The sequence below is a fragment of the Paeniglutamicibacter sp. ZC-3 genome (assembly GCF_025847175.2).
GTDB classification, from domain to species: domain Bacteria; phylum Actinomycetota; class Actinomycetes; order Actinomycetales; family Micrococcaceae; genus Paeniglutamicibacter; species Paeniglutamicibacter sulfureus.
Window position 1 is genome coordinate 36,039 of record NZ_JAOYTG010000004.1, and the last position, 20,938, is coordinate 56,976.

A 20,938-nucleotide genomic window follows, 5' to 3' on the forward strand; every position below is an offset into this window, starting at 1 on the left:
TTCCGTTTGTCCAAGCGCCGCCGAGGGGGATGACCACCAAGGGGCATAGTTCTAGACCTGCTTAGTAGTCTAGTGACAATTGGACCCCGGATGGGAACCAATGAGCCGGGTATCACATGCGCGTCGCCTTGAAGGGCCGGGTTGGGTGTCCCGATGACGCCGAGCGCCCTTTTTAACCGGCGACAAGCCTCCGGGCGCGGCGGCGGACCTCGCGCGCGGTCGCTCGCGAGACTGAACGCCTGTGTCGTAGTTCAGATACACTGAATTTGTTATGGACAGCCACTCTCTGTGCCGGCCAGTCGTGAAATCACGCGGTGCCGGCCACACATGTCATTGCCCGCCTAATTCCGCTTCGCTATCGGAGCCTTCCAGTTGCGGTCACACAGACGCTAGACTTCGGGGCCCCGGCACTGCCGCCCCCCGAGGCACAACCGCCCACGGGGCGGTGAAACGCTAGATGGAATGGTTGCTGCTGGCCCTGGGCTTGCTGCTGATCCTGGGCACCGGTTTCTTCGTCGCCGTCGAGTTTTCCCTCGTCGCCCTGGACCAGGCCAACGTCCAGGAAGCCGTAGACAAGGGCGACACCAAGGCCGTGGCCCTGCTGCAATGCCTCAAGTCCCTGTCCACCCAACTTTCCTCCTGCCAATTGGGCATCACGCTGACCACGCTGCTGACCGGCTACGTCATTGAGCCTTCCGTGGGCAAGCTTCTCCAGGAACCGCTTCTGGCGCTGGGACTCGGCGACTCCGCCGTGCCGGTCAGCCTGGTGGTGGCCATGTTGCTGGCCACGCTGCTCTCGATGGTCATCGGCGAGCTGGTCCCCAAGAACCTGGCCATCGCCAAGGCCTTCGACATCGGGCGCGCCGTCGCCCGCCCGCAGTTGATCTTCACCGCCATCTTCAAGCCGGCCATCATCGTGCTCAATGGCTTCTCCAACAAGGTCCTGCATCTCTTTGGCCTCGAGGTCAAGGAAGAGATTTCCGGGGCCCGTTCCCCGGCCGAGCTGGTCTCCCTGGTGCGCCGCAGTGCGGAAATGGGCACGCTGGACAAGGATGCGGCGCTGTTCCTGGACCGGACCGTGCGTTTTTCCGAACGCTCGGCGGCCGATGTCATGACACCCCGCATCCAGATGCAGACCATCGAGCACACCGCGCACGTCCACGAGGTCATCGAGCTGGCCAAGGAGACCGGGTACTCCCGCTTTCCCGTCACAGACGGCTCCTCCGACGAGATCAAGGGCGTCTGCCACGTCAAGACCATCATCGCCATTCCGCGTGACAAGCGGAACGGCAAGGAGGTCGGCGAAAACAAGACCCCGGTGATCTTTGTCCCCGAAACCGTGCACCTGGACACGCTGCTCGTGCAGCTGCGCAGTGCCAACCTGCAAATGGCCATCGTGCTTGACGAATATGGCGGAACCGCCGGAATGGTCACCTTGGAAGACCTGATTGAGGAAATCGTCGGCGAGGTCGCCGACGAACACGACTCGGCCCCGCCCGAGGTCCGGCAGCTGTCCGACGGCTCCTGGATGATCCCGGGCATGTACCGCCCGGACCAGCTCAACGAGCTCATCGGCGAGGTGGAGATCCCCGACGACGCGGCCTACGAAACCCTGGGCGGGTTCGTGATGGCCGAGCTAGGCCGGATCCCGTTCCTGGGGGATGCGGTCGACACCGAGGGCGGCGTATTCACCGTCACCGCGCTGGACAAGCGTCGCGTCGCCGAGCTGCATTTCGTGCCGCGGATCGTGAGCGCCTCCAGCGCCTCCAGCGCCTCCAGCGCCTCGAGCGCTGCCTCGGCGTCCAGCCCGGATGAAGCCAGGGGGCGTCGGGCATGAACGACTTTGCCGGCCTTTTCTGGCTGATCATCCTGTTGCTGGGCAACGCGTTCTTCGTGGCGGCGGAATTCGCCGTCATGTCGGCGCGCCGCTCGCAGATCGAACCGCTGGCCGACGCCGGGAACAAACGCGCGATCCTCGCGCTGAAGGCCATGGAATCGGTGTCCATCATGCTGGCGGTGTGCCAATTGGGCATCACCGTGTGTTCGCTGCTGATCCTGAACGTCGCCGAACCTGCCATCCACCACCTACTGGTGGTGCCGCTGGAATTCGTGGGCGTGTCCGAGGCCCTGGCCGGGACCATCGCCTTCCTTCTGGCGCTGCTCTTCGTCACCTTCCTGCACGTGACCTTCGGCGAGATGGTGCCCAAGAACATCTCGGTGTCGATGGCCGACAAGGCGGTGCTGCTGCTAGCCGGGCCGCTGCTGCTGCTCTCCGTCGTCGTGCACCCGGTCGTGGTCTCGCTGAACTGGATCGCCAACCAGTTCCTGCACCTGATGAAGGTCGAGCCCAAGAACGAGGTGAACTCCGCGTTCACCGCGGCCGAGGTGCAGTCGATTATCGCCAGCTCGGCGCTCTACGGCACGCTGGAGGCCGACGACGCACTGCGGCTGCGCAAGGCGCTGGAGTTCTCAGACCTCACGGCCGCCGGGACCATGGTCGCGCGCGATCGGGTCGTGGCCCTGCAGCGCGGCACCACGGTGCAGGAGTTCGAGCGCACCGTGGGGCGGACCGGCTTCTCACGCATCGTCATCGCCGAGGCCGGCGAGTTCAAGGGCTACTGGCACATGAAGGACGTCATGGCGCTGCCCGACAGCCAGTACCGCCAGCCGGTCTCCGGCATCGAGCTGCGGCCCATGGGCGTGGTGGCCCCGGACACGGAGATCGAGGACGCGCTGGAGCAGATGCGGGCCGACGGCAAGCACCTGGCCCGCGTGGTCGAAGCATCCGGTGCGACCCTGGGAATCCTGTTCCTGGAGGACGTGCTGGAGCAGCTGGTCGGGGAGATCGACGACCAGAACCAGAAGCGGGGCATCCGCCGGGAGAACCGCAGCGCCCAATAATGCGAATGGATCGCAATTGAGATAGTCTGGAGTCCTGCATTTCCCCGAAAGGCCCCGCAACCACCGCATGAACAAGCCACTTCGCGCCCTTACCGTCGCCGCCTCGATCCTGTTGCCTTCGGCCTGTGCCAACGGGGTGCCGGCGCGGTTTGCGGTTCGGCGGTTGGCGTGGGCGCCATGGTGGAGCAAACCTCGCAGGACCAGTATTCCCACGGGGCCAAGGTCCGGGACCACGGGGTCCCGGTGCCGCAGCTGACTCAAACCCTGCCCGACGGGCGGGACCACATCTCCTGGATGGAATCCAACGTGCAACAACTCGAGGTGGCTCTTGGCCGCTAATGCCAGCACCGGGGCGACGACGCCCGAACCCGTGGTCAGCATGCGCAACGCCTCGCTGCGCTTCGGCGACCGCCTGCTCTGGGACGGCCTGGACCTAGACATCGCCCCGGGCGAGTTCCTGGCCGTGCTCGGGCCCAACGGCTCGGGCAAGACCACCATGCTGCGTACCCTGATGGGGCTTCAGGAGCTCTCCGGGGGAACCGTCAGGATTGCCGGCAAGCCGGCAACCCGCGGCTCGCGGCAGGTGGGCACCATCCCGCAGCAGCGTTCCTTCGACGACAACACCCCGCTGCGCGCCCGCGACCTGGTGGCCCTGGGCATCGACGGACACAAGTGGGGCATCCGGTTGGGCCGCAAGTCCATGCGCCGGCGCGTGGACCAGCTGCTGGAACTGGTCGGCGCCACCTCCTACGCCGAGCGTCCCGTCGGGGTGCTTTCGGGCGGGGAACAGCAGCGGTTGCGTGCCGCGCAGGCGCTGGCAGATGACCCGCGCCTGCTCTTGTGCGACGAGCCGCTGCTCTCCCTCGACCTGCACCACCAGCAGGCCATCTCCTCACTGATCCACCGGCAGGCCTGCGACCACGGCGCCGCGGTGGTCTTCGTGACCCACGAGATCAACCCGATCCTGCAATACGTGGACCGTGTGCTCTACCTGGCCGGCGGACGCTTCCACATCGGCACCCCCCAGGAGGTCATGCGCTCCGAGGTCCTCTCCGAGCTCTACGGATCGCCCATCGAGGTCTTCGAATCCAACGGCCGCATCGTGGTGGTGGGCATGCCCGAGACGGTCACCCACGCCAATCCGCAGCAACGCACGCACCCGCTTCAAGGAGCCTAGGAACCATGGACCTATCCGAGATCTGGAGCACCGTCTTCAGCTTCGAAGACTATGCCGAGATCCTGCCGCTGGTCTCCAACTCGCTGATCGCCGGTGCCCTGCTGGGCCTGGTCGGCGGGATGATCGGCATCTTCGTGATGCTGCGCGACATGGCCTTCGCGGTGCACGGCATCGCCGAGCTTTCCTTTGCCGGGGCTGCCTTCGCCCTGCTGATCGGCACCAACGTCGTCGTCGGCTCGCTGGTCGGCTCCGTGCTGGCCTCGCTGCTGCTGGGGATCATGGGTGCCGCGGCCAAGGACCGCAACTCGATCATCGGCGTGTTGATGCCCTTCGGGCTGGGCCTGGGGATCCTCTTCCTGGCTCTCTACCAGGGCCGCAGCGCGAACAAGTTCGGGCTGCTCACCGGACAGATCGTCGCGGTGGACACGGTGCAGCTGGGCGTGCTGGCCGTCTGCTCGGTGATTGTGATGGTGGCGCTGGTGGCCATGTGGCGCCCGCTGACGTTCATTTCCGTGGACCCCGCGGTGGCGGCGGCGCGCGGGATTCCCGCCGCCCGGCTCTCCGTCGCCTTCATGGTGGTCCTGGGCCTGGCGGTGGCCCTGTCGATCCAGGTGGTCGGCGCGCTGCTGGTGCTCGCTCTGCTGATCACCCCGGCGGCCGCGGCCATCCGGGTGACCTCCAACCCGGTGCTGACGGTGTCGCTCTCGGTGGCCTTCGCGATGACCTCGGTGGTGGGCGGCATCCTGCTGGCCCTGGCCGGCTCGTTGCCGATCAGCCCGTACGTCACCACGATTTCCTTCCTCATCTACCTGGTGTGCAGGCTCATTGCCTGGCGCCGGCACCGGGTGCGCCATTCGGAGAAGATGGCAGCCGTCGCCGCCTAGGGCCGCCGACCGAGTCGCGACAAACACCGAAGGCGTGTGCCCGGCACCCCCTGGAGGGAGCGGGGCACACGCCTTCGTCTTGTCCGCGGGTTGTCCGCCGGTTGTCCGTCGGTTACCCCGAGGGTGGCTGTTGGTGCTCCCTGTTACTGCTGGGCCCATGCCAACGGGCGTGGCTCAGGCCTTGGCGTCGGCGGCCTTGGCCGCGGAGCAAGAGGGGCACAGCCCATAGATCTCCACGGTGTGCGTGGGTTCGGTAAAGCCGTTCTCCTGGGCCACCCGGGCCGCCCACTTCTCCACCGCCGGCGCCTCGACCTCGACGGCCTTGCCGCACTTGCTGCACACCAGGTGGTGGTGATGGTGCTCGATGACGCACTGGCGGTACATCGCCTCGCCCTCGTTGTTGCGCAGCACGTCGACCAGGCCGTCCTCGGCCATCGACAGCAGCAGGCGGTACACCGTGGCCAGGGAGACCTTGTCGCCCTCGTCGACGAGCCACCGGTGGAGTTCCTGCGCCGTCACAAAGTCATCGACCGTCTCCAGCGCGGCATTGACCGCCAGGCGCTGCTTGGTCACCCGCTGTTCGGAACTGCGCCGTTCGGTCGCAGGATTCGTCATTTGTTGGAGCACTCCTTGTAGATCGGCACATTGCCACCGGGCACGTTCCGCGGACACCGATTCCGGCACCGCGCCGGGACGCACCTCCGGTTGACACCTCGAGTTTACCAGCGGGTGCTCCGGAGTGGCGCGGGTGGAGCCGGGACCCGGCGCCCGGCCCACTGGTGCCCCGGGTCCCGGCATGCATAGGCTGGGGCCATGGAGATCACCAAGTTCAACCACGCCTGCATCAAGGTGGCGTCATCCAACCGGGCCCTGCTCATCGATCCAGGCAACCAGTCGCCGTTGGATGCGGCGCTTGCGGGTGTCGAGGCCATCCTGGTCACCCACGAGCATGCCGACCACTTCGACCTCGAGCCGGTGCTGCGCGCGCTGGCTGCCAACCCGGGCCTCACCGTCCATGCCCCAGTTGCGCTGGCTTCCACGGTGCTGGCAGCTGCCCTTGCGGCGGGCGTCCAGGATGCGGAAGCACGCATCCACGGGGTCGGGCCGGGTGCCTCCTTCGAGGCTGCGGGGATGGAGATCTCCACCCACGGCGGCATGCACGCGGTCATCCACCACTCCCTGCCGGGGGTGTCGAACATCGGGTACTTCATCAACCGCAGGCTCTTCCACCCCGGCGACAGCTACCAGGTGCCCGAGGGGATCCCAGTGCACACGCTGCTGGTCCCCGCGCACGCGCCCTGGGCCAAGATCGGGGAGACCATCGAATTCCTGTCCATCATCGGGGCGGCGCAAAACTTCCCCATCCACGACGGGCTGCTCAACGAGCGTGGCCTGGCGCTGGTGGACGGGCACCTGGGGCGCGTGGCAGCCGAGCGCGGGCTGGACTACCGCCGGATAGCCAATGGCGAGGCGGTCTCCCTGGACTCCTGAAGCCGTGGCCGGTGCCGCGGATCCCGGGGGCCGCTAGTCCCAGCTGCCGGTGGCCAGCAGGCGCTCGATCCGCCCGGCATAGGGAGCCGGATCCAGTCCGGCGGCCTGAAGCCATGCGGCGTCGTAATAGGACGTGGCGTAGCGTTCCCCGTTGTCGCAGAGGAGCGTGACCACCGACCCCTTTTCGCCGGCGGCCAGCATGTTCGCCACGACCTGCCAGGCCAGCCAGAGGTTGGTGCCCGTCGAGGGCCCGGCGCACAGGTGCGCGAATTCCTGCAGGTGGCGCATCGCCGCCACCGAGGCGGCGTCGGGCACCGTGGCCAGGAAATCGATGATGCCCGGCACGAAGCTGGGTTCCGGACGGGCCCGGCCGATGCCCTCGATCCGGCTGGCGCGCCCGGTGGCGGTTCGCGGATTCCCGCCCGCGTTCGCGGCCTGCCAGGCCGGCAGGAACGCCGAGCCCTCGGGGTCCGCGACGGCCAGACGGGTGTGGTGGCGGTGGTAGCGGGCGTAGCGCCCGATGGTCGCAGAGGTCCCGCCGGTGCCGGCGCCCACCACGATCCATGCCGGCACCGGGTGTTCCTCCATGGCCAGCTGGCCGAAGATCGACTCGGCGATGTTGTTGTTCCCGCGCCAGTCCGTCGCCCGCTCGGCGTAGGTGAACTGGTCCATGTAGTGCCCGTTGGTTGCCGCGGCCAGCCGTTCGGATTCCGCGTACACGCTTGAGGGGTCATCGACCAGATGGCACCTGCCGCCGGTGGCCTCGATCAGCGCGATCTTCTCCGGGGAGGTGCTTGCTGCCATGACCGCGATGAAGGGCAGGCCCAAGAGCTTCGCGTAGTAGGCCTCGGAGACCGCGGTGGAACCGGAGGAGGCCTCCACGATCGTGGTGCCCTCGGTGATCCACCCGTTGACCAGTCCGTACAGGAACAGGGAGCGGGCCAGCCGGTGCTTGAGGCTGCCGGTGCGGTGCGTCGATTCGTCCTTCAGGTACAGGTCGATGCCCCACTGGCGGGGGAGGTCCAGCCGGTGCAGGTGGGTGTCGGCCGAGCGCATCGACTCGGCCTCGATGGTGCGTACCGCCGCATCCACCCAATCGCGGGTCGCGGAGGGCCGGGGGAGCGAAATCAAAGACGTTGTATCCACCCGAGCAAGCCTACCCAACCAAGCGCGGCGGCGCGTCCGGCGGCGTGCCCGGATGGCCGCCGAACCGAACCGAGCCGAACCGAACCGAGCCGCGCCGAACCTTGCGGACCGGTGCGGGGCAGGGGCCGGGGAACTAGGCTGGGATCCACGGGGCCGGCGCGCCCCGGCGACACCGACACTTTCACTGACACGCAACCAAGGAGCACTGAGGCATGGGTGGGGAACGCCGGACATTGATCACCGCAGGGGAGCTGGCCACGGTCCTGGAGGCCGGAGGGGACACGGTGCTGCTCGATGTGCGCTGGGCGCTTGGCGATGCCCGCGGCAGGGAACACTACGAGGCCGGGCACATCCCCGGCGCCGTCTTCGTTGACCTGGAGACCGGGCTCTCCGCGGCGCCCAGCCCTGAGGCCGGGCGCCACCCGCTGCCCGATGCGCGCAACTTCGCGGCATCCGCGCGCAGCTGGGGCATCAACAACGGCTCCGCCGTGGTGCTGTACGACGCCACCGGTGCCCTGGCCGCCGCCCGCGGCTGGTGGCTGCTGCGCCACGCCGGAATCGGCAACGTCCGGGTGCTCGACGGGGGACTGGATGCCTGGGTCGCCGCGGGGCGCGAGCTGGAAACCGGGAACAACACCGCTGTCCCGGGCAACGTGCGGCCGGGCTGGGGGCAGATGCCGGTCATCGACATCGAGCAGGCTGCGGCGTTCCCCGGCCACGGGATCCTGCTGGACTCCCGGGCCGCCGAGCGCTACCGCGGCGAGGTCGAACCCGTCGACCCGCGCGCCGGGCACATCCCCGGAGCGCTGAACCGACCCACCACAGGGAACCTCGATGCGGGCAAGCGCCTGCTGGAATCGGAGGAGCTGGCCCGCGCGTTTGCGCAACTGGGCGTGAAGCCCGGCGCCGGGGCAGCCGACGTGGCGGCGTATTGCGGATCGGGGATCACCGCCGCCCACCAGGTCCTCGCGCTGGAAACCATCGGGGTGCATGCCGCGCTGTTCCCCGGCTCCTGGTCCCAGTGGAGCGCCGACCCCGCGCGCCCCGCGGCCACCGGACCGACGCCGTGATCTGCCGGGAAGCCGCGGACCTCCGGACTGCCGGCCCCGGCGCCCCGGTGAGCGCTGGGTTCGGGACATGATCGGTCGCCCGAAGCCCCCTGGGCTGGATGCCGCCGCGAAGATCCGGGCGCGTGCCCGCAGCCGGCAGGGACCGGCGGCCATGATGCCGGACGCCGTGTCTGCGCTGGGAGTTAGGGTGGCCGGGGGACCGCTGGTGCCCCTGGAGATCCGCCGCCGCGAACCGGGGCCTCGCGACGTGGTCATCGATATCCTCTTCTGCGGTCTGTGCGATTGCGACGTGCGGGAGGGGCGCAAGGAAGGGCCGGCCGCGCGCCTTCCCCTGGTCCCGGGACACCAGATCGTCGGCGTCGTGGCCCGGACCGGTGCCGGGGCCGCGGACCTGGAACCCGGTGCCCGGGTCGGCGTGGGCGCGCTGGTCGATTCGTGCAGGGAATGCGCGCCATGCCGTGCCGGACAAGAGCAGCTCTGCGCCGGGTCGGTGGCGACCTATGGCGCGCTCGATCCGCGCACCGGCGATTACACCCACGGCGGGTACTCCAGGCGCATCGTCGTCGACAGGGACTTCGTCCTGCGGATCCCGGCCGCGCTGGAGCTGGCCATCGCCGCTTCGCTGCCCTGCGCCGGGATCCGGGCGTACTCGACGCTGCTGCACCCCGGGGTGGGACCAGGCAGCACGGTGGGCGTCCCGGACCCGGGCGGACGCGGCGCCCTGGCCGCCAGGCTGGCGGCGGCCATGGGGGCGGCTGTGAACGTGCCGGCCGCTGCGGATCCACTTCAGGTGGTCATCGACACCGGGCCGAGGGTCCCATCGTTGGTAGGCTCGGTGGCAGAAACCCGCCAGTTGCTCGAATTCTGCGCGAAACACCAAGTGGCACCCGGCTTTGAGCTGGTTGGTGCGCAGGGGCTCAACGAGGCATGGGAGCGGATCCTTGCCGCGGACGTGCAACACGGGTTTGTCCTGGACCTCGCCACATTGGGCGGGAACGACTAAGGAGGGTGCATGAGCACGCTGTTTACCAAGATCATCAACGGCGAGATCCCCGGCCGCTTCGTCTGGAAGGACGAGCAAGCCGTGGCGTTCCTGACCATCGGGCCGATCACGCACGGCCACACCCTGGTGGTGCCGCGCGCGGAAGTCGACCACTGGGTCGACGCACCGGCCGATTTGATGAACCACCTCATCGCGGTGGCCGGGCACATCGGCCGCGCCCAGGTCCGCGCGTTTGGGTCCGAGCGTGCCGGCTTGATGGTCGCCGGTTTTGAGGTACCGCACCTGCATGTGCACGTCTGGCCCACGAACTCGCTGGCCGACTTCGACCTGACGCGGGCTGAGAGCAACCCCGATCCCGCCATGATGGATGCAAACGCGCAGAAGCTGCGCGAGGCGCTGCGGGCCGACGGCCACGGGGGCCTGGTCCCCGACGCCTAGGCCCTGGCAGCGCGACCGCCGCCGGAGCGAGGCCGGAGCGTGGCCGGAGCGCCGCCGGAGCGAGGCCGAAGCGCCGAGACTGGGCGGGTGAACGACGACGGGGCCACCACGAGATGACTGATCATCCCCGTGGTGGCCCCGCGTTGTGGCCGGGCTACTTCGCCGCGGCGAGCCCCTCGCGCATCGCGGTGCGAATCCGCTTGGGGGAGACCGAGTAGGCCGTGCCCAGCTCCTGGGCGAAGAGCGAGACCCGGTATTCCTCCAGCATCCACTTCACCGCCGCCAGCGGGGCGGGCGTGCGCACGCCCGCCACCAGTTGCCCGAGCGCCGCGTCGTACTCGTCCTCGAGTCCCTGGATGTCCAGCGTCGCGGCGTTGTCGCGCGCCAGGTGCCCGGTGCCGAGCTTTTCCAGCCGCTTTTCGATGGCCGCAATGTAGCGCGGCAGCTGGGCCAGTTGCGCATAGCCGGTGTTGGCCACGAATCCCGGGTACACCAGCTGCTCGAGCTGGGACTTCACATCGTTCAGCGCATTGACCAGGGCCAGCGAGGAGGCGGACTTCAGCTCCTTGTTGATCCGCCGGGTGCCGGAGAGGACCTTCTCCACGATGGCGGTGATCGCGAAGACCGTGTCGATCAGTTCGGCGCGGACGCGTTCGTAGAGCGCGTCGAACTCCGCCTTGTCGAAGGGCAGCTTCTCGGGAACGAGCCGGTCCACCGCGGCCATGGTGCAGTCCTGGATCAGCGAAGCCACCGAACCGTGCGGGTTCTGCGTGAAGACCAGTTTTTCCTGGTTGTTCAGGTGGTCAAGGACGTACCTGGCGGGCGAGGGGACCTTGAGCAGCAGCAGCCGGATGACGCCGGTGCGGTGGGCGGCCATCTGCTCGACGGGGTTGCGGAAGACCGTCAGGCGCACAGAAGTCTTCTCATCCAGCAGCGCCGGGTAGGCGGTGACCTGCTGCCCGGCGACCTCGGTGACGACCTTTTCGGTGATGATGCCGTTGATGCCCACCCCGGTGTCCCAGTCGGTCAACCCGCTGCGCTCCCAGATGGTGGTGGCCACCGCGCCGCCCTTGCCGCGCTGGGCCGCCGCCGCGGCCCGGGACTTCCCGTCGCCCTTGGCGTTGTTGCCAACTGCGGCCTTCGGACCGCCGGTGCCCGCCCCGGTGGGCAGGGCGGCCCCGGGCTTGACGCCCAGGGAACGGGCCAGGGCCGAACGGTTGGCCGCGGCCAGCGTCTGCTGCAGCACGGCCAGCTCCTGGGACTCGTCCAGGATCTTGGCCTCGGAGTCCACGACGGTGAAGGTGAAGCGCAGGTGGGGCGGCAGGGCCTCCCAGTTCCAGGAACCGGGCGGGATGACCACTCCCTTGAGCCGGCGCAGCACCAGCTCCAGCGAGGCGGCCAGGTCATCGGTCTCTGGGTTGAAGTCGGCCTCCAGTGCGGCCACTGCCGAGCGGGCGACATCGGGGGCCGGCACGAAGTTCTTGCGGATGGCCTTGGGCAGCGACTTGATCAGCGCGGTGACCAGTTCCACGCGCAGCCCGGGGATGAGCCAGCGGAAGCGCACGGGGTCCAGCTGGTTCAGGAAGAGCACCGGCACGCGCACCGAGACGCCGTCGGATTCCCCGGGGCGGGCCGCCGGGTTGTACTCGTAGACCAGGTCCAGGTCCAGGGTGCCGTGGCGCCAGGTGCGCGGGAAGGCGTCTTCGTCCAGTTCCGTGGCATCGGCCTGGAGCATGTCCTCCGGGTTGAAGTCCAGCAGCGTCGGGTTTTCGTGCCGTGCGGCCTTCCACCAGCGGTCGAAGTGCCGCTCGGACACCACCTCGGGGCCCAGCTTCGAATCGTAGAATTCGAAGAGGTCCTCGTCGGACACTCGCAAATCGCGCCGGCGCATGCGGGTCTCGAGTTCCTCGATGTCCTCGAGCACCCGGCGGTTGCGGGCAAAGAACTTGTGGTGGGTCTTCCAGTCGCCCTCCACCAATGCGTGGCGGATGAATAGCTCGCGGCAGAGCTCCGGGTCCACGCGCGAGTACTGGATGCGGCGGCGCGGCACGATCGGCAGTCCGAAGAGCGTGACCTTCTCGTACCCCATGACCGCGCCGGAGTTCCGCGACCAGTGCGGTTCGGAGTAGCTGCGCTTGAGCAGGTCTCCGGCGACCTCCTCGACCCACTTGGGATCGAGCCGGGCCACGGTGCGTGCCCAGAGCCGGGAAGTCTCCACCAGCTCGGCGGCCATGACCCACTCGGTGGACTTCCGCGACAGGGCGGAGCCGGGGAAGACGGAGAAGCGGGTGCCGCGGGCTCCGACGTATTCGCGCTTGCGCTCGTCCCAGGAGCCCACGTGCCCCAGCAGCCCGGTGAGCAGCGAAATGTGGATCGCGTCCTCGTTCGCGGCCGGGTCCACCGGCTCGGGGGAGATCGCGATGCCCAGGGGCTTGGCCAGCTGGCGCAGCTGGGTGAACAGATCCTGCCACTCGCGCACGCGCAGATAGTTGATGTATTCGTTCTTGCACAGCCGGCGGAACGCGGAGGAGGAGAGCTCCTTCTGCTTTTCCTGCAGGTAGCGCCAGAGGTTCAGCAGCGAGGAGAAGTCCGACTTCGCGTCCATGAAGCGCTTGTGCATTTCGGCGGCGCGCTCGCGTTTGCCGGTTTCCTCGCTGGGGCGCTCGCGCGGGTCCTGGATGGACAGGGCGGCGGCCAGCACCATGACCTCCTTGGCGCAGCCGCGGTTACCGGACTCCACGATCATCCGGCCCAGGCGCACGTCCACCGGCAGCTGGGCCAGCGACTTGCCGACCGGGGTGATGGTGGCCTCGGTGCCGGTGTTCAGCGCCCCGAGCTCGCGCAGCAGCGCCACGCCGTCGTTGACCGACTTGGCATCCGGCGGCTGGACGAAGGGGAAGTCCGCGACGTCGCGGGCTGTGCGCACCACGCCCATGGAGCTCATCTGCAGGATAACCGCGGCCAGGTTGGTGCGCAGGATCTCCGGGTCGGTGAACGCGGGGCGCGTCTCGAAGTCCTCCTGCGAGTACAGGCGGATGGCGATGCCGTCACTCACGCGCCCGCAACGGCCCGAACGCTGGTTGGCGCTGGCCTGGGAGACGCGTTCGATGGGCAGGCGCTGGACCTTGGTGCGGTGGGAGTAGCGCGAGATGCGGGCGGTGCCGGTGTCGATGACGTACTTGATGCCCGGCACGGTCAGCGAGGTCTCGGCGACGTTGGTGGCCAGCACGATGCGCCGGTTCTTCCCGGGGTTGAACACCTGGTGTTGCTCGGCCAGCGAGAGCCGGGCGAACAGCGGCAGGATCTCGGTCCCGGCCAGGCGCCGGTTGGTCTTCACCCGGGCACGCAGCACCTCGGCGGCGTCGCGGATCTCGCGCTCGCCGGGGAAGAAGATCAGGATGTCCCCGGGCGCCTCCATGGCGAGCTCATCCACGGCCTCGGCGATGGCATCGAGCGGGTCGCGGTCCTCGGCCTGAGCATCGGGGTCCAGTTCGTCCTCGTCCATGCCGTCGGCCGGGTTCAACGGCCGATAGCGCAGTTCCACGGGGAAGGTGCGGCCGGAGACCTCGATGATGGGAGCAGGCACCGGCTCCTCGCCCTCGGGTCCGGCTGCTGCGAAGTGCTCGGCAAAGCGCTGCGGGTCGATGGTCGCGGAGGTGATGACGATCTTCAAATCCGGCCGCTGGGGCAGTATCCGGCGCAGGTAGCCGAGCAGGAAGTCGATGTTGAGGCTGCGTTCGTGGGCCTCGTCAATGATGATGGCGTTGTACTTCTTCAGCAGCTTGTCGCGCTGGATCTCCGCCAGCAAGATGCCGTCGGTCATCACCTTGACCTTGGTGGCCCGGGAGACCTCGCCGGTGAAGCGCACGTGGAATCCGACGTCCTCGCCGATCTTGGTTCCCAGTTCCTCGGCAATCCGTTCGGCGACGGTGCGCGCAGCCAGGCGGCGGGGCTGGGTGTGACCGATCATTCCGCGTTCGCCCATGCCCAGCTCCAGGAGCATCTTGGGCAGCTGGGTGGTTTTGCCGGAACCGGTTTCACCGGCGACGATGACCACCTGGTTGTCCTTGATGGCGGACATGATGTCATCGCGTCGCGCGGAAACGGGAAGGGCTTCGGGATAGGAAATCGTCAGGGCCATGATGAGCCAAGTCTATGTCAGCGGCGTCGGCGGCCTGTGCCTGCCCGGCCGTCGGGCCGGACACGTGGCACGGCGCCTTGGATCGGCGGCCGGTCATCCGTTTCGGGGCGTTTGAGGTGTCAAAACACGGCTTTGTCCACGGTACTGTCTGATTCTCTAGACACTGGGATACCAATTGTCCGTTTATCGATGGCGATTGATGAAAGATGCATGGCAAGATGATGAATGCATCACCGTTTGTCTTGCAATTCAGGGTAGATGGAAGAAATGTGAGTAGCTTCACATGTAGTATCGAAGCAATTCATGGGGAGAACTTCCTGCCGTTTGGGCGAGGATGCACAAACTCCTGAAAACTGCCCGGAATTGGCCGAAACCGAACACCAGGCATGACACTCGCACGTCATGAAAGGAACACAATGAAAATCTTCAAGTCCCTACAGATCGCAGCCTCGGTCGCGGCCACCGCATTGGTGCTCACCGCTTGTGGCGGATCCAGCACGCCGGAGGCCACCGGTTCCTCGGCCGCGGCCGGCCCGGTGAAGATCGGCATTGCCCAGTATGTGTCCCACCCGTCCCTTGATGCCGTGGTGACCGGTTTCAAGAAGGGCATGACCGACGCCGGCTACGCAGAGGGCGACCAGGTCACGTACGACTTCACCAACGCCCAGGCCGACCAGGCCACCAACACTGCAATGGTGGGCAAGTTCGCCAGCGACGGCGACATGGACCTGGTCCTGGCCATCGCCACGCCGACCGCGCAGGCCGCGGCCCAGTCGATCACGAACATCCCGGTCGTTTTCTCCGCCGTCACCGATCCCCTGGAAGCCAAGCTGGTCTCCAGCCTGGAAGCACCGGGAGCCAACGTCACCGGCACCTCGGACAAGAACCCGGTCAAGGAACAGCTTGAGCTGCTCAAGAAGATCAAGCCGGAAGCCAAGTCCGTTGGCATCGTTTACTCCTCGGGCGAAGTCAACTCCGGGGTCCAGGTCCAGTGGGCCAAGGACGCAGCGGCCGAACTCGGCCTGACCATCGAAGAGAAGGCCATCTCGGCTTCCTCCGAGGTCCAGCAGGCAGCCTCGGGCCTGAACGTCGATGCGTTCTACGTGCCGACCGACAACGCCGTGGTTTCCGCTCTGGAAGGCCTGTTGCAGACCGCCCAGGATAAGAAGATCCCGGTGATTTCCGCCGACGGCGAGTCCGTCAAGCGCGGTGCCACCGCCACCTACGGCCTGAACTACGAGAAGCTCGGCGAGCAGACCGCTGCAATGGCCGTGAAGCTCCTCAAGGGCGAGGCCGAAGCCGCAACGATGCCGGTCGAGACCATCACCCAGGTCGAGCTGTACGTCAACACCACTGCTGCGGAGAAGATCGGGATGACCTTCCCGGAGGACATGCTCTCCGAGGCTGCAGAGACCTACAAGTAAACTCGATCGCCAACGCGTTCCACCCGGTGGCCGGTCGGCTTGCTCCGACCGGCCACCAACATTTACCCAATACCCAAGACGCTAGGATCCACCATGATCACCGCGGTTGAACTAGGCCTGATCTACGCGATCATGGCACTCGGGGTCTACCTGACCTTCCGCATACTCGACTTCCCCGACCTGACCGTTGACGGAAGCTTCACCACCGGCGCAGCAGTCGCATCCATCTCGATTGTCAATGGCGTCAACCCGTTCATTGCCACCGCCATCGCCTTCTTCATCGGCGCCATCGCCGGTGTCATCACCGGCCTGCTCCACACCAAGGGCAAGATCGACGGGCTGCTGGCCGGTATCCTGACCATGATCGCGCTGTACTCGATCAACCTGCGCATCATGACCAAGGCCAACGTCCCGCTTCTGGGCGAGACCACGGTGCTGACCTTCCTGCGCGAGAACCAGTGGCTGGGGACCTGGACCTCCGTCGGGTTGATGTTCCTGGGCTGCCTGGTTGCCGTGGCGGCCATCGTGTGGTTCCTGCGCACCGACGTCGGCCTGGCCATGCGAGCCACCGGCGACAACGAGGAAATGATCCGGTCCCTCGGCGTGAACACCGACAACCAGAAGATCCTGGGCCTGGCGCTCTCCAATGGCCTGGTCGGACTCTCCGGCGCGATCATCGCCCAGTTTCAGGGCTTCGCCGACATCGGCATGGGCATCGGCGTCATCCTGATCGGCCTCGCGTCGGTCATCGTGGGCCAGGCCATCTTCGGCCAGAAGTTCATCTGGATTGCCGCGCTGGCCGTCGTCTTCGGCTCCGTTGCCTACCGCCTGGTCATCCAGCTGGCACTGAATGCCGGACTCGAGGTCAACGACATGAAGCTGATCTCTGCGGTCCTGGTGGTCATCGCCCTGCTGCTGCCGCAGTGGAAGGGCTTCGGGAAGTTCGCCAACCGCATCAGCATCCGCAGCAAGTCCGTCACCACCGACGACAAAAAGGAGGTGGGCGTCGATGCTTGAGATCACCAACCTGAACAAGACGTTCTTCCCGGGAACCGTCAACGAGCGCAAGGCGCTGCGCGACATCAACCTGACGCTCACCGACGGCGAGTTTGTCACGGTGATCGGCTCCAACGGAGCGGGCAAGTCCACGGTGCTGAACATGGTGGGCGGCAAGCTTCGCCCCGACACCGGGGCGGTGCGCATCGCCGGGAAGGACGTGACCAAGCTTCCCGACCACTCACGCGCCCGATTCATCGGACGGGTGTTCCAGGACCCGATGGCCGGCACCGCGCCCAACATGACCATCGAAGAGAACATGTCGCTGGCCCTGGGCCGCGGCACCTTGCGTGCGTTGGCCTCCGGTGTCACCAAACGCAAGCGCGAGAAGTTCGTGGAGGAATTGCGCTCGCTGGAACTCGGCCTGGAAAACCGGCTCAAGGCCAAGGTCGGGCTGCTCTCCGGTGGCCAGCGCCAAGCGCTGAGCCTGCTCATGGCCACGTTCTCCGGACCCAAGATCCTGCTGCTCGACGAGCACACCGCGGCACTGGACCCGCAGCGTGCGGCGCTGGTGGCACGTCTGACCGAGGAAATCGTCGTGCGCCACCAGCTGACGACGTTGATGGTCACGCACAACATGGAACAGGCCCTGCGCCTGGGGACGCGACTGATCATGATGCACGACGGACAGATCATCCTGGACCTGGACTCGGCCCAGAAGGCCAAGATGACGGTTCCCGGCCTGCTGCACGAGTTCGAGAAGATCAAGGGTGCCCAGCTCGATGACCGGACCATGCTTCAGTAACCCGGACCACGCCCCGGCGCCTGCCTCCTGAGGGAGGCGAGGAGCCTTCAAGGGAGCGGTAACGCCAAGACACGAGCGATCCCCGAAACGGGGGTTGCCCGGTTCAGGCGGTGCCGCTCCTTTGTGCGTTTCCCGCCGGTCATTTTCGGCAACGCGCTGCGCGGGGCGGGGTGGTTGCCCTGTCGGCGGTGAACGGGCGGGTGCTGTTACTGCAGCGCCGAGGTCAGGCGGGCCAGATTGTCCAGCACCGTGGAGCGCAGCGGCTGCTTGAGCCATTCCTCGAGCGTGAGCAGCCGGCTGACTCCGCGGTATCCGTCCTCGACCTCGCGCATCTGCGCCACGAAGCCCGCGTCGCGCACCAGCATCGAGACCTCCATGTTCAGGCCGAAGGAACGCATGTCCATGTTGCTGGAGCCGATCAGCGCCGTCTCGTCGTCGATGGTGAAGTGCTTGGCGTGCAGGATGTACGGGGCCGGGTAGAGGTAGATCCGCACCCCGGCGCGCAGCAGTTCCTCGTAGTAGGAGCGCTGCGCATGGTAGACCAGCGCCTGGTCCCCGACCTCCGAGACGAACAGGTCCACCGGGACCCCGCGGGCGACAGCGGAGGTGACCGCGTACATCAGCGATTCGTCGGGCACGAAGTAGGGAGAGGTGATCACGATGCGTTTTTGGGCCGCGTGGATCAGCCCCAGGAAGAGCCGCAGGTTGTTTTCGCGCTCGAACCCCGGGCCCGAGGGGACCACCTGGGTGAGCATGGTTCCGCGCTCATCGCGGTGCTCGATCAGCGCTGTGCCCAGTCGGCCCGGCGAATCGCCGCTGGCCACCAGCTCCGCCCGGCGCACGCCCTCGATGATGACCTCCCCGGTCTCGGAATACCAGTCGGAGATGAACACCGCATCCAGCGTGGCCACGCCCGGTCCGTGCAGCTCCAGGACCAGTTCCTTCCACTTCAGGCCGCGGGCAATGTTCTTCTTCACGTTGTAGTCGCGGGAAATCATGTTTAGCGAGCCCATGTAGCCGACGGTGCCGTCGATGACCAGGATCTTGCGGTGGTTGCGCAAGTCCGGGCGCTGGAACTTGCCCTTCAACGGCTGCAGGGGAAGCATCAGTCGCCAGTCCGCGCCCATCGCATCCAGGCGCGCCTTGGTGGCGGCATAGTGCGGCTTGCCGCGTGAGGCCCAGTGGTCAAGCATCACGTTCACCCGCACCCCGCGCGCAATGGCCCGTTCCAGTGCGTCGAAGAACCCGGCGGTGGTCGCATCCACGCTGAGGATGTAGAACTGCACGTGGACATGGTCGGTGGCCGCATCGACGGCATCGGCCATGGTTTGGATGGTCTGCTCGTAGTCGCCCAGCAGTCGGCCCGAGTTCCCCGCCAACAGGGGTAGGCCGCCGTAGGCGTTGTTCATCTCCACCAGCGAGTTGAACCAGGCAGGGTTTTTCCCGCGGGCTTCATCGTGGGGTTCCTCGGCGCTGATCGAGCGCATGAACGTGTTGATCTCCTCCTGCACCTCGCGGCGCTTTCGCGGCAGCTTGGGCGAACCAATCAGCAGGAAGGCGATGACCCCGAAGTAGGGGATCAGGAAGATCGCCAGCAGCCACGCCATCCCGGAGGTGGGGCGGCGGTTGCGCGGGACGAAGACCACGGCAAGGACGCGAATGGCCAAATCCAGGACCACCAGCGCGGTCGCCCACCACCAGGCACCTGTAAACATGTATGCAACTTTCCCCGAATTCCGCTGTTCATTCCCCAAGCTACGCTAGCCGAAGCCCGCAACCGGCAGCGACGCCACGGGGGGGTGGGCCACGGGAAGCGCCGTGACGGGGTGCCGGGCGAGGTCGGCGGGGGATCGCGGCGTCAGCAGATCGCCCCTGCCTCGTCGTCGCGCGGGGAGAAGACGACGTCGTTGCCCAGTCCGTTGAACGTCTTCACCGGGCGGCGGATGTCCCAGTGCGGCCATTCGGCGTACCCCAGGGTGGCAAAGCAGACCCAGGCCTCGTGCATGGCAGTGGCCAGGGACTGCGGTGCCTCCTCGCCCACCAGCCCCGCAGCGTCCTTGGTGCCCAGATTGTCAAAGACGAAGGGCAGTTCCATCCGGTGTGCCGCGCCCAGGTCCTGGACCGGGCTGTGCCAGGCGAACTCGTAGACCTGGGTCTGCCCTCCGGCGTAGCGTCTGGCATCCGCCAGCGTGTACATCGGCACCCGCAACACCTTGTCGGTGGCCAGGGCGCCCAGGATCTCACCCGGTCCGGCACCGGGGCGATTGCGCCCGTAGAGCCGCTGCGCCTCCTTGGAGATGCCGGCCTTCCGCCGCGCCACAGCGAGGTGCACCCTGGAGACCTTGGCGCCGCGGCCAGTGGGCCCCAGCCAGAGTCGGAACTCCTGGGTTGTGGTGCCGATCAACAGGGGAGTGTCCATTCCGGCACCGGCGAGCATGGCCTCCAGCGGGTCCCGGGGCACCAGCAGCGGCTCGATCGCCAGCCCATGGGCCGGACCGCCATTCAACGGCGTTGAATCGGCTGCCACCCGGAGGTGGGAAGCCAGCAGCTCGGCGGGGGTGCGGGCGGAGAATTCCTCCCGGGTGGCTTCGATGCCCAGGTCCTTGGCGATGCGTTGGGTCATCCGTCGGGCCCGGGACAGGGGCAAGGCGGTCAGCGGGGCACTTTGGATGATGGCGCGCGCGAACAGCGAGGAGGCGCGCGGGTGTGCCAGCAGTGCTGCCACCATGGTGCCGCCGGCCCCGTGTCCCATGAGGGTGACCTGCTCCGGGTCCCCGCCGAAGGAAGCGATGTTGGCCCTGGTCCATTCCAGGGCGGCAATGACATCGGCAAGCCCCAGGTTCGGAGGGGCGTCCTCCAGCAGCGAGAATCCCTCGGCGCCCAGCCGGTAGTTGGCCGCGACGAAGACCACCGCGTCCCGGGCAAAGGCGGTGCCGTCGTAGCCGGGCAGCGCGTTGGACCCGTGCTGCAGCGACCCGCCGTGGATCCACAGCAGCACCGGGCGCAAGCCCGAGGTGCGCTTGGCGGGGGCAAAGACATTCACGTTCAGGCACGCGTCGCCGGGAATGACGACGGTGGGCAGTAGCGTGCCAAGTGCCCCGGAATAGGGGACCTGTCCGGCGGTGGGTCCGTAGTGGCCGGCGGCCAGGGTTTCGCTCCAGGGTTCCGGGAGCGTGGGGACGGCAAAACGGTTTCTGCCCACGGGCGCGGCGGCATAGGGAATCCCCAGGAAGCGTTCGACGCCGCCGATGAGTACGCCTTCCACCGGGCCGCAGGGCGTGTCGCGGACCAGCGAAATGCCATGCGGATCATTGCCAAGGCCCATCAAGACCACTCCCGTATCCAGCGACACCAACGCCTAAATCCAGATTAGTCGGCTTCCCGCTCCAAGGGCAGGGGGGGTGAACAGGAGGATCTCCCGGGGTCCCCATGGGGCAGAATGTAGCCAGATCGATGTCCCTC

The 20,938-nt window shown here is 67.2% G+C and carries 17 protein-coding genes; 12 read left to right on the forward strand and 5 right to left on the reverse strand.

From position 1 onward, the window contains the following. Positions 1–457 precede the first annotated feature (457 nt). The 5 genes from OIU93_RS06275 (at position 458) to OIU93_RS06295 (ending at position 4,962) form a co-directional block, all read left to right on the forward strand. Positions 458–1,837, forward strand: a complete 1,380-nt coding sequence (locus tag OIU93_RS06275; RefSeq protein WP_264269235.1) for a hemolysin family protein — start codon at positions 458–460, stop codon at positions 1,835–1,837. Then, a complete protein-coding gene (locus tag OIU93_RS06280; protein ID WP_264269236.1) occupies positions 1,834–2,901 on the forward strand; it encodes a hemolysin family protein in 1,068 nt (355 codons plus the stop codon). Before OIU93_RS06275 ends, OIU93_RS06280 begins: the two co-directional genes overlap by 4 nt. 177 nt (positions 2,902–3,078) lie before the next feature. After that, positions 3,079–3,240: a hypothetical protein gene (locus OIU93_RS06285; RefSeq protein ID WP_264269237.1), complete on the forward strand. Its 162-nt coding sequence runs from the start codon at positions 3,079–3,081 to the stop codon at positions 3,238–3,240. Positions 3,241–3,280: 40 nt separating this feature from the next. Continuing rightward, positions 3,281–4,078, forward strand: coding sequence for a metal ABC transporter ATP-binding protein (locus OIU93_RS06290; RefSeq protein ID WP_264269431.1), 798 nt, complete (start codon positions 3,281–3,283; stop codon positions 4,076–4,078). Between the two features lie 5 nt (positions 4,079–4,083). Further along, on the forward strand, positions 4,084–4,962 hold the full coding sequence (locus OIU93_RS06295; RefSeq protein ID WP_264269238.1) for a metal ABC transporter permease: 879 nt from the start codon (positions 4,084–4,086) through the stop codon (positions 4,960–4,962). 174 nt (positions 4,963–5,136) lie between these two features. Here OIU93_RS06295 and OIU93_RS06300 read toward each other — a convergent pair whose 3' ends face one another. Beyond that, entirely contained in the window at positions 5,137–5,577 is a 441-nt protein-coding gene (locus OIU93_RS06300) for a Fur family transcriptional regulator (protein ID WP_264269239.1), read from the reverse strand. Positions 5,578–5,775: 198 nt separating this feature from the next. Between OIU93_RS06300 and OIU93_RS06305 the strand changes: the two genes are divergently transcribed. Next, positions 5,776–6,453, forward strand: coding sequence for an MBL fold metallo-hydrolase (locus tag OIU93_RS06305; RefSeq protein ID WP_264269240.1), 678 nt, complete (start codon positions 5,776–5,778; stop codon positions 6,451–6,453). A gap of 33 nt (positions 6,454–6,486) precedes the next feature. Here the strand turns inward: OIU93_RS06305 and OIU93_RS06310 are convergent, their stop codons facing one another. Continuing rightward, positions 6,487–7,509, reverse strand: coding sequence for a PLP-dependent cysteine synthase family protein (locus OIU93_RS06310; protein WP_264269432.1), 1,023 nt, complete (start codon positions 7,507–7,509; stop codon positions 6,487–6,489). A 302-nt stretch (positions 7,510–7,811) separates the two neighbouring features. On the opposite strand from OIU93_RS06310, the gene OIU93_RS06315 reads away from it, so the two are divergent. The 3 genes from OIU93_RS06315 (at position 7,812) to OIU93_RS06325 (ending at position 10,110) form a co-directional block, all read left to right on the forward strand. Next, positions 7,812–8,669 carry a sulfurtransferase gene (locus OIU93_RS06315; protein ID WP_264269241.1) on the forward strand — a complete coding sequence of 286 codons (858 nt, stop codon included), beginning with the start codon at positions 7,812–7,814 and terminating at the stop codon, positions 8,667–8,669. 67 nt (positions 8,670–8,736) lie between these two features. Further along, positions 8,737–9,672, forward strand: a complete 936-nt coding sequence (locus tag OIU93_RS06320; RefSeq protein ID WP_264269242.1) for an alcohol dehydrogenase catalytic domain-containing protein — start codon at positions 8,737–8,739, stop codon at positions 9,670–9,672. Positions 9,673–9,681: 9 nt separating this feature from the next. After that, the gene (locus OIU93_RS06325; RefSeq protein ID WP_264269243.1) at positions 9,682–10,110 is read left to right on the forward strand and encodes an HIT family protein; all 429 of its coding nucleotides are present in this window, start codon (positions 9,682–9,684) and stop codon (positions 10,108–10,110) included. Between the two features lie 154 nt (positions 10,111–10,264). Here OIU93_RS06325 and hrpA read toward each other — a convergent pair whose 3' ends face one another. Further along, the gene (gene hrpA / locus OIU93_RS06330) at positions 10,265–14,251 is read right to left on the reverse strand and encodes an ATP-dependent RNA helicase HrpA (RefSeq protein ID WP_264269244.1); all 3,987 of its coding nucleotides are present in this window, start codon (positions 14,249–14,251) and stop codon (positions 10,265–10,267) included. Positions 14,252–14,667: 416 nt separating this feature from the next. Between hrpA and OIU93_RS06335 the strand changes: the two genes are divergently transcribed. The 3 genes from OIU93_RS06335 to OIU93_RS06345 all read left to right on the forward strand — a co-directional run bounded on the left by OIU93_RS06335 (position 14,668) and on the right by OIU93_RS06345 (position 17,476). Continuing rightward, entirely contained in the window at positions 14,668–15,675 is a 1,008-nt protein-coding gene (locus tag OIU93_RS06335; RefSeq protein WP_264269245.1) for an ABC transporter substrate-binding protein, read from the forward strand. A gap of 93 nt (positions 15,676–15,768) precedes the next feature. After that, positions 15,769–16,692: an ABC transporter permease gene (locus OIU93_RS06340; RefSeq protein ID WP_264269246.1), complete on the forward strand. Its 924-nt coding sequence runs from the start codon at positions 15,769–15,771 to the stop codon at positions 16,690–16,692. Continuing rightward, complete coding sequence (locus OIU93_RS06345; RefSeq protein ID WP_264269247.1) at positions 16,685–17,476, forward strand: ABC transporter ATP-binding protein; 792 nt, start codon at positions 16,685–16,687, stop codon at positions 17,474–17,476. The genes OIU93_RS06340 and OIU93_RS06345 overlap by 8 nt, the downstream gene beginning before the upstream one ends. 206 nt (positions 17,477–17,682) lie before the next feature. Here OIU93_RS06345 and cls read toward each other — a convergent pair whose 3' ends face one another. Next, the gene (gene cls, locus OIU93_RS06350) at positions 17,683–19,191 is read right to left on the reverse strand and encodes a cardiolipin synthase (RefSeq protein WP_264269248.1); all 1,509 of its coding nucleotides are present in this window, start codon (positions 19,189–19,191) and stop codon (positions 17,683–17,685) included. Positions 19,192–19,334: 143 nt separating this feature from the next. Further along, the gene (locus OIU93_RS06355) at positions 19,335–20,801 is read right to left on the reverse strand and encodes a carboxylesterase/lipase family protein (RefSeq protein WP_264269249.1); all 1,467 of its coding nucleotides are present in this window, start codon (positions 20,799–20,801) and stop codon (positions 19,335–19,337) included. Positions 20,802–20,938 lie beyond the last annotated feature (137 nt).